Origin of the sequence: Pseudarthrobacter albicanus, assembly GCF_018224015.1 — a bacterium.
Lineage (GTDB): Bacteria > Actinomycetota > Actinomycetes > Actinomycetales > Micrococcaceae > Arthrobacter > Arthrobacter albicanus.
Genome location: NZ_JAGPOT010000141.1, coordinates 1 through 7,443 on the forward strand (window position 1 = coordinate 1; position 7,443 = coordinate 7,443).

Below are 7,443 nucleotides of genomic sequence, written 5' to 3' on the forward strand. Positions count from 1 at the left end.
AACAGAAGACGAGTGGAGCGTTCATCCAGGTGGGGCAGGATCGTCTCGAATTTTGCACTCAGCGATTCGACGGCTTCAGCGGAAACGGGCATACACCATTGTTTCACCCAAAACGTAATTAGACTTGGTTATTTATCGGCGCGTCCTAAGCGTCCCGTCAGGGTTGCGCCGATCAAGCTGTGCTTCAGCGGTTTCCGGCGATAGGTAGCGGGCGGGCAGCCCACGGTTCCTGCCGCCCAGGAAGATCTTCCCGTCCACGGTCAGGAACGCCAGCACCTCCGGGTCGCCGGCCAGGTGCCAGCCTTCTCCCACGACCTTGTAGTGCCAGCCGGAACCATCTGGCCCTGTAGTCACCACCGCCAGGTCAGTGGGGACGGCATGACGGGACAGGGTGTGGGCTGCCACGAAGAGACTGTTCCGCATGCTCCTGGCTGCCGTCCCGCCGGACTTCGCGAACGTGCGCAGCAGTTCGGACCTGGCCGCGAGTTCCTCCCGGACCTGGCTGACCCGCCCGTTGGCGATGTCTTCGAAGCTCATGACACCCCCGCTTGTTGCCGTATCCTGCCAGCATATTCCCGCCGCCCTGAGGCGGTGAGGGGCTTTAGACTCTCCCCCTATATGAGGCTCAGCAAGGGGCATCAGCCCGCGCAGAGACCTAAACCCCTTTGGTGATCGGTCCGATCGGTCCGCGGGCCCAAACGCTAAGGTCGGCCATCGTGCCTATGAGGCACGAGGAAAGGGCACAGGTAGCGAGCGTTCGTTGACGATGGAGAGCAGCTGCCAGCCCTCAGGGATCTGGGCGCTCAACGCAGCTTTCGCCTCGTCGTAATCGTCGCCCTCGGCGCGGATCTGCTGCTTCTCAACGGGCTGGATAATGTCCACCAGTTTGACCATGATGCCAATCGTAGGCCCGTGGTCACGGCCGGCGGGGAGCGAGGATGTCGTGTAGCGCACAGACGCTCCCAGCGGGCTCGCAACTGGAAACGGCCAAGGCGAACGCGCATGGCCCCAGGGACAAAAAATCGGGCCGGTGCAGCAAAATTGATCGGTGACCGATGAAAATAGCTGCCGCGCTGGAGGCACCTTCACGGGCGTCTTGCGGGCGGCGCATGCACCAATCGGAGAACCTCGGAAACATAGTGTTTTCAACGTTTGGTTTTTATTGGGGGAGTGGTGCGTTGTAGGACCGGCTTATGCGGCGCATTGGCGCCGGGCTGTCAGAGCCTGGGGTTACGTCCCGTGGAGTGGTGTAGTTCCCGGCTTCTGAGCATCGGATTTCCGACGTGAAGAGCCATCGTGCGATGGTCAGTGAGTACCGATCAAAGAACTCACAAAGGACACAAACACACGATGGCTCTAGACCATTCTGCCCTGCTCGACCTTCTTGGACAACTGAAACTCACCGATGTCTCCGACCGGATCCGCACCGCGACCGAAACGCTGTACCAGCAGCTCATCGAGGCCGAGGCGACCGCGTTCATCGGCGCCGCCTCGTTCCAACGCTCCGAGGCACGCACCACCCAACGCAACGGGTCGTTCTTCCCGGCCCTGCTCGAGCGGCGCCGCCGCGTGGACCAGGCGCTGTACGCGGTCGTGATGGAGGCCTACCTGCACGGGGTCTCCACCCGCAAGGTCGACGACCTGGTCAAGGCGCTCGGGGCCGACACCGGGATTTCCAAGTCCGAAGTTTCCCGGATCTGCGAGGACCTGGACCATGAGGTCGGCGCGTTCCGGGACCGGGACCTGTCGGCCATGGACTACCCGTATGTGTTCCTCGACGCCACCTACTGCAAGGCCCGGGTCGGGCACCGGGTCGTGTCGCAGGCGGTCGTGGTCGCCTTCGGCGTGGCCGCCGACGGGCGCCGGGAAGTCCTCGGCTTCGACGTCGGCGACAGCGAGAACGAGGGGTTCTGGACGGCGTTCCTGCGGTCGCTGAAGGCCCGCGGGCTGGACGGGGTGAAACTGGTGATCTCCGACGCCCACAGCGGCCTGAAAAAGGCCATCGGGACGGTGTTCCAGGGCGCGGCATGGCAGCGCTGCCGGGTCCATTATGCCGATGTCCGGATTATGCCGATGTCGCCGGTGGTTCCCTTATTCCGTGCGGGTTGCGTGGCATTGATGTCGGCATAATTAGAGCGTGCCGAGCCAGGCGAGAATGTCGTCGGGGGGACGATATCTGCCCCGGGCGCTGTTCAGCGGCCGAGTGCGGTCGATGGCATCTTCCTTCACTTTCAGGTCCGCGACGATGTAGATCTGGGTGGTGTCGACCTGCTTGTGGCCGAGCCATAACGCGATGACGCTGGTGTCGACTCCTGCATGGAGAAGTCGCATCGCGGTCGTGTGCCGCAGGACATGGGCAGAGACGTGTTTGTCAGCCAGGCTCGGACAACTCTCAGTTGCGGTGCGGGTATGGATGGTGATGCGGTGTTCGATCGCGTCGCGACTGAGGGGCTGGCCGACGCGGGTGGGAAACAACACGGTGATGCCAGTGGGCCTTTGTTCTCTTTCCCAGTCGCGCAGGGTGATAACCGTTTTCGCGGTGAGCGGGGTGATGCGTTCTTTGCGTCCTTTGCCTCGGCAGGACAGGTGCGCTCCGGCGCCCAGATGGACATCGCTAATGGTGAGGCCGATGAGTTCCGAGACGCGTAGTCCGGTCTGTAAGGCAACAACGAGGAACGTGTAGTCGCGGCGCCCGGTCCAGGTGCTGCGATCCGGTGCTGCCAACAGTGCTTCGCATTCACGGTCCTCGAGGTAGTCGACGAGGTGACGGTCGATGCGTTGGGGCGGGATCGCCAACACTCGCGCGATGCTGGCAGCATGTTCGGGATGGTGCAGGGCCGCGTAGCGGAAGAGGCTGTGGATCGCGCTGAGTCGGGTGTTGCGGGTCCGGGTGCAATTACCGCGGACTTTCTGCAGGTGGTCGAGGAATGCGGTGATTTCTGGGGCATCGAGCTGGTCCCACCGCAGCGACGACGCCGGGACTTTGTGGGTGGCGGCAGTGAAGACAAGAAGCAGCCTCAGGGTGTCGCGGTAAGCGGCGATGGTGTGGCTGCTGGCATCCTTTTGCCGTGTCAGGCGATCCGTGAAGAACGACTGCAACGTGGCGTTGATGGCAGTCATGACCGCTCCTCGTAGGCGGCCAGGCGTTCTGCGGCTGCGGCCATGAGTTCGGGTGCGGCGGAGAGATACCAATACGTTGCCGCGGGATCGGTGTGCCCCAAATAGGTCGAGATCAGAGCCAGCTGTGCCTGACCGTCACCGCCAGCCGTGTAGGCATCGAGCATCGAAGCGACTGCGAACGAGTGCCGCAAGTCGTGGATCCGTGGTCGGCATTTACCTGACCGTGCCGATAGTCCCGCCTCAACCACCATCCGTTGGAAGGCGTGGTGAACATTGCAATACAACAGCCGAGTGCCGGCCAGTGAGAGGAACAATGCCGGGCAATCACTTGCCGGCTGCCATCGGAGGCGGTCGGCGCGATACTTTTCAAGCGCAGCGATGGCGGTGGGATGCAGCAGCACCTCCCGGGTCTTGCCGAATTTGGTGTCGCGGACCCGCAGCAACTGCCGATCGGTTTCGATATCGGTCACGTCCAGTTGGATGGCCTCACCAACCCGCAAGCCCGTGGTGGCCAACAGCCCAACCAAAGTGGCCATCGTTCCCTGTCGTTGCGGGCAGGACAAGATCGAGGCGGCGTCCAACAAGGCCATGATCTCGGCGACCGAATACAGATACGGCGTGGCCCGCGGCGGGCTGTAGGGCAGCAGGCCCATCGCCGGGACTTCAACCGTGGTGTCCGAGATGCTCAGATAGCGGGCGAAGGTGCGAACTACGCAGAGTCGGTAGTTGCGCCAACTTCCCTCCGATTTCTCGGGCAGGCTTGCCCAGGACAACGCTGATGACGTACTGATTCCCACCTCGTCCGATGCGAGGAGATAGTCGACGAACTGGTTCAGCAGCTTCTCGGTGCGCGCCAACTTGTATCCGAGCGCGCGACGGGTCTGCAGATACTCCGCCAGCGCGAGTCGCAGACCGTCACCAATCTCCGCGTCCATCACAAGGCCCCCGGCCAGACCCGGGCAAGGCCCCGAAGTGCTTCACGGTCGACTTTGGCGTAAATCATCGTCGTTAGCTGGCGTTGATGGCGAAGCACCAACCCGACCTCCGCCAACGATGACCCACCGCGCAACATCTGTGTTGCCGCCGTATGGCGCAACCGGTGGGCGTGGACCGTGCCCAGTCCCACCCGTCGGGCCGCGCGGGCAACAGCAGAGCTGAGCCCAGAGGCGCCCAATGGATTGTGGGGTGCCTTATGCCCTAAAAACACCGCCGTGTGGTGGCTCCCAGTAGGACGGGCGTAGCGCAAATACTCCACCAGCGCTTCGCCCACCTCGGCGGGAAGCGGCAGTCGTGCCAGATGATTTCCCTTGCCGCGCACCACGAATTCACCGGCGCTCCAGTGCATATCTCTCAGCTGGAGTCCCGTGACTTCGCCGGCGCGCAGACCGATCCGACATAACAACAACATGACCGCGTAATCGCGGCGCCCGGCCGCAGTTTCCCGATCACAGCCCGCCAGCAGCGCCTCCAGTGCGGCGGGGTTAAGATCTTTGGGCAGAGCAGCCTGCGACCAGCGCGCCGCTGACGGAACCGCCGCCGACGACACAGATAAAGCAGCGCCATCCAGGTGCAGGAAACATACGAACGAGCGCATCGCCGAGACGCACAACTGCGCCGAGGATGCCGCTTCGCCGACGCACCTCTCGGCAAGGAATCGTTGAACATCGATGGTCGTCAAGCCGTCAAACCCGACCCCGGCCGTCTCCAGCCGGGCGACAACCAACGGGCGTATCCGGCCGATGTAAGCGGTGACCGTCCCCGCAGCGAGGCCCCGCTCCCGTGTCAGATATTCGGCGAAGCTGTCCAGTAAGAGTTGCGAGGCAGTCCGCATCGCCGTCGAGGTGACGACTACCCCGTTGGCGGCCAAAACCCGACGCAAAGGCTGCCCGGCCTTCATCGTCCGGTAATTCACATACCCCGCCGCCCGGCGGGTATCGAAGTATTTCTCCAGCACTTCGACGGTGAGATCCCCGACGGCAAGAGCTTCAACGTCCATCCATCGGCTGAGATGAGCGACGAACGCTATGTGCTGGTCGGCCGAAGAGGATGTGTAACCGACTCGGGCCAGGTCTTGCGCTACCGCGGGAACGTAAACCTCCAGCGGTCCCACGACCAACGAGCTGAGAACCTTGATCATGATGCTTTCCTCTCACGTAAATGAGAATCAAGCGTCCCGCTCCCGGGCAGATTATGCCGACATCAATGCCACGCAACCCGCACGGAATAAGGGAACCACCGGCGACATCGGCATAATCCGGACATCGGCATAATGCACCTTATGCCGACGTCGGCATAAGGTGCACTTCATGCGAAACGTGCTCTCGACCGTGCCGAAGGGGTCCCAGGAGATGGTCGCCTCGATCATCCGTACCGCCTTCGCCCAGCCCGATGCCGGGCACGTGAACACCCAGTTCGATGAGGTGACCCGGATGCTGCACAAATCGCATCCGAAGGTCGCCGCGATGCTCGGCGACGCCCGGGACGACGTCCTCGCGTTCGCCGGGTTCCCGGCCAGGCACTGGCGCCAGATCTGGTCCACGAATCCCATGGAGCGGGTCAATAAAGAGATCAAAAGACGAACCGACGTCGTCGGGGTCTTCCCCAACCCGGCAGCGCTCCTGCGGCTCGCCGGCGCGGTTCTCGTCGAGCAACATGACGAGTGGGAAGCCGGAGACCGCCGCTACCTCTCCGAGGCGTCCATGGCCGAACTCAAGGCCATGAACACGGCACCCGCCGAACCCGTAGAGGAGGCGATTTTGCTCCCCGAACTCACTGCAGCATAATCAGAGAACTGACCCGCACGGTGTCGAGGCAAACTCCACCACTCAGCGGGACGTAACCGAGCCTGGCCGGACCGGTCCGGTCGGCCGGTGTTTCCTGCGGTCAGGGTCGCTTTGGTGTCACCGGTGAGGTCGTTCATCCACCCCGTAGGATTCGGGGCCGGCGACGGCAGGGGCCCTGGTAGCGGGGATGTGTCCCCGGATCGGCTGTTGATGATCAGGTCATCGGCGTAGATGTCCGCCCGCTGCCGGTCGTGTTCGGAGCCGAGCTGGACCATGTCGAGGGTGGTCGCGGTGATGTTGACGGTGTGGTTGGCGTAGGCGGACTTCCCGTCCCACCAGATCTGCACTCCCGTGGCCGGGCCGTCGGGGACAACGTGCATCACCAGATGATGCCAGGCACCGAGGCGCACGTTCGGTACCAACGGGGCATAGAGGTACCCCTTCGGGGACGATACGCGGAGGACCACATCGCCGGTGGCGTTTTTCCGGAGGACATCGACGATCCGGGTGGCGCCGGAAAAGAAGCGGAAAAACGGAACGTCGCTCCCTGCGGTGCCCTCGGCCGCGATGTTGAACCAGCCGTCCGCGTAAACCTCGGCCGTCCCGGGCGCCAGGCCAACGGACATTTTGGCGACGGATCCCGGGTCTGTCGTGGTGTGAAGGAAGGCCCCGCACACGGGTGTGTGTGCCGACGCCACGGAGACGTTCGCGGTTCCGGTCCCCGACGTGAAGACGTTGAATCCGGCGAGGGTGCCTGACCCGAAGCTGGTGGCGACGGCAGTCGCCCCGGGGTACGGATCCACCGGCACGGCCGGGACGCCCGCACAGGTAAAGACCGCAGCCGTGGCTGTGCCGGATGTTGACACGGCGAGACCGCGGTACGTCAGAGCGAGCACGGCCGCGAGGCAAAGCCCGAACACCCGGTTCATCGATGGGCCCTCCAACATCGTCGCAATCTGACAACTCCGCGTCTGCCGCCGGTTCTGTTCCACGACGCGACGGCAGAGTAAAGACCCTGCAGTGGCTCCGTGCCTCCGAGCGGTGGTGCCAACGGGATTGCCCCAACAGCGATGATGCCCACACAATATCCCCGGGCAGCTGGAGGAAACCTTGGGAAATGTTACGGGGGACGCCGGGGCCTGGACCGGACGTGGGGAGGGCCCGCGGTCCGCTCTCTGCGTGAGGGGCCCAAACCGTCTCGATGTGGGGGCGCCCCCACGGTCGGTGCCTGGCGTGACGACGTTCCTCTACTTCCTGCTCAACAACGGACAGGCCGGAAGTTTCAAGCAGATAGAGGTCGTCCAGGAAAAGTGGCGCAGGGGATGGGCCACCGGCATGGTCCGGGCCCTGTTGAAGGCGCACCCGGATGCGACATGGCAAAGCGAAGTTCTGAACGGGAACAGCGGCCCTGTGTTCCAGGTACTAGTGGGCATTTTCGTTAGTTCGTCGGGGGTCAGGCGGCCAGTTCGTGGTCGTGTTTGTTCAGGCGGTGCAGGTAGTCGTTGAGGTCGGCGCGGGTGTATTTCCAGTCGAACGGTTC

General features: G+C 63.3%; 6 protein-coding genes and 2 pseudogenes. 2 read left to right on the forward strand and 6 right to left on the reverse strand.

The window, feature by feature from the left end:
* Positions 1-132: 132 nt before the first annotated feature.
* Together J9611_RS20595 and J9611_RS20600 are read right to left on the reverse strand one after the other, a co-directional pair.
* Entirely contained in the window at positions 133-537 is a 405-nt protein-coding gene (locus J9611_RS20595; protein WP_211882970.1) for a hypothetical protein, read from the reverse strand.
* A gap of 183 nt (positions 538-720) precedes the next feature.
* The gene (locus J9611_RS20600; protein ID WP_211882972.1) at positions 721-894 is read right to left on the reverse strand and encodes a hypothetical protein; all 174 of its coding nucleotides are present in this window, start codon (positions 892-894) and stop codon (positions 721-723) included.
* 456 nt (positions 895-1,350) lie between these two features.
* Here J9611_RS20600 and J9611_RS20605 point away from each other — a divergent pair.
* Positions 1,351-2,052 (forward strand): annotated as a pseudogene (locus tag J9611_RS20605) (IS256 family transposase); the annotation flags it as partial.
* Between the two features lie 78 nt (positions 2,053-2,130).
* Here the strand turns inward: J9611_RS20605 and J9611_RS20610 are convergent.
* The 3 genes from J9611_RS20610 to J9611_RS20620 are packed head-to-tail and all read right to left on the reverse strand — an operon-like array spanning position 2,131 to position 5,257.
* Complete coding sequence (locus J9611_RS20610; RefSeq protein ID WP_211882974.1) at positions 2,131-3,120, reverse strand: tyrosine-type recombinase/integrase; 990 nt, start codon at positions 3,118-3,120, stop codon at positions 2,131-2,133.
* The gene (locus tag J9611_RS20615) at positions 3,117-4,055 is read right to left on the reverse strand and encodes a tyrosine-type recombinase/integrase (RefSeq protein WP_211882976.1); all 939 of its coding nucleotides are present in this window, start codon (positions 4,053-4,055) and stop codon (positions 3,117-3,119) included. The genes J9611_RS20610 and J9611_RS20615 overlap by 4 nt, the downstream gene beginning before the upstream one ends.
* Positions 4,055-5,257, reverse strand: a complete 1,203-nt coding sequence (locus J9611_RS20620; protein WP_211882978.1) for a site-specific integrase — start codon at positions 5,255-5,257, stop codon at positions 4,055-4,057. The genes J9611_RS20615 and J9611_RS20620 overlap by 1 nt, the downstream gene beginning before the upstream one ends.
* Before the next feature lie 148 nt (positions 5,258-5,405).
* Between J9611_RS20620 and J9611_RS20625 the strand changes: the two are divergent.
* Positions 5,406-5,903, forward strand: a pseudogene (locus tag J9611_RS20625) (transposase); the annotation flags it as partial.
* Here the strand turns inward: J9611_RS20625 and J9611_RS20630 are convergent.
* Complete coding sequence (locus J9611_RS20630) at positions 5,801-6,850, reverse strand: copper chaperone PCu(A)C (protein WP_211882982.1); 1,050 nt, start codon at positions 6,848-6,850, stop codon at positions 5,801-5,803. The pseudogene J9611_RS20625 and the gene J9611_RS20630 sit on opposite strands and share 103 nt — an antisense overlap.
* Positions 6,851-7,443: the final 593 nt, after the last annotated feature.

Bases quoted from the DNA above. Each gene is read 5' to 3' on its own strand.
- J9611_RS20595 (WP_211882970.1), bottom strand. From the start codon at position 537: ATGAGCTTCGAAGACATCGCCAACGGGCGGGTCAGCCAGGTCCGGGAG.
- J9611_RS20600 (WP_211882972.1), bottom strand. From the start codon at position 894: ATGGTCAAACTGGTGGACATTATCCAGCCCGTTGAGAAGCAGCAGATC.
- J9611_RS20610 (WP_211882974.1), bottom strand. From the start codon at position 3,120: ATGACTGCCATCAACGCCACGTTGCAGTCGTTCTTCACGGATCGCCTG.
- J9611_RS20615 (WP_211882976.1), bottom strand. From the start codon at position 4,055: ATGGACGCGGAGATTGGTGACGGTCTGCGACTCGCGCTGGCGGAGTAT.
- J9611_RS20620 (WP_211882978.1), bottom strand. From the start codon at position 5,257: ATGATCAAGGTTCTCAGCTCGTTGGTCGTGGGACCGCTGGAGGTTTAC.
- J9611_RS20630 (WP_211882982.1), bottom strand. From the start codon at position 6,850: ATGTTGGAGGGCCCATCGATGAACCGGGTGTTCGGGCTTTGCCTCGCG.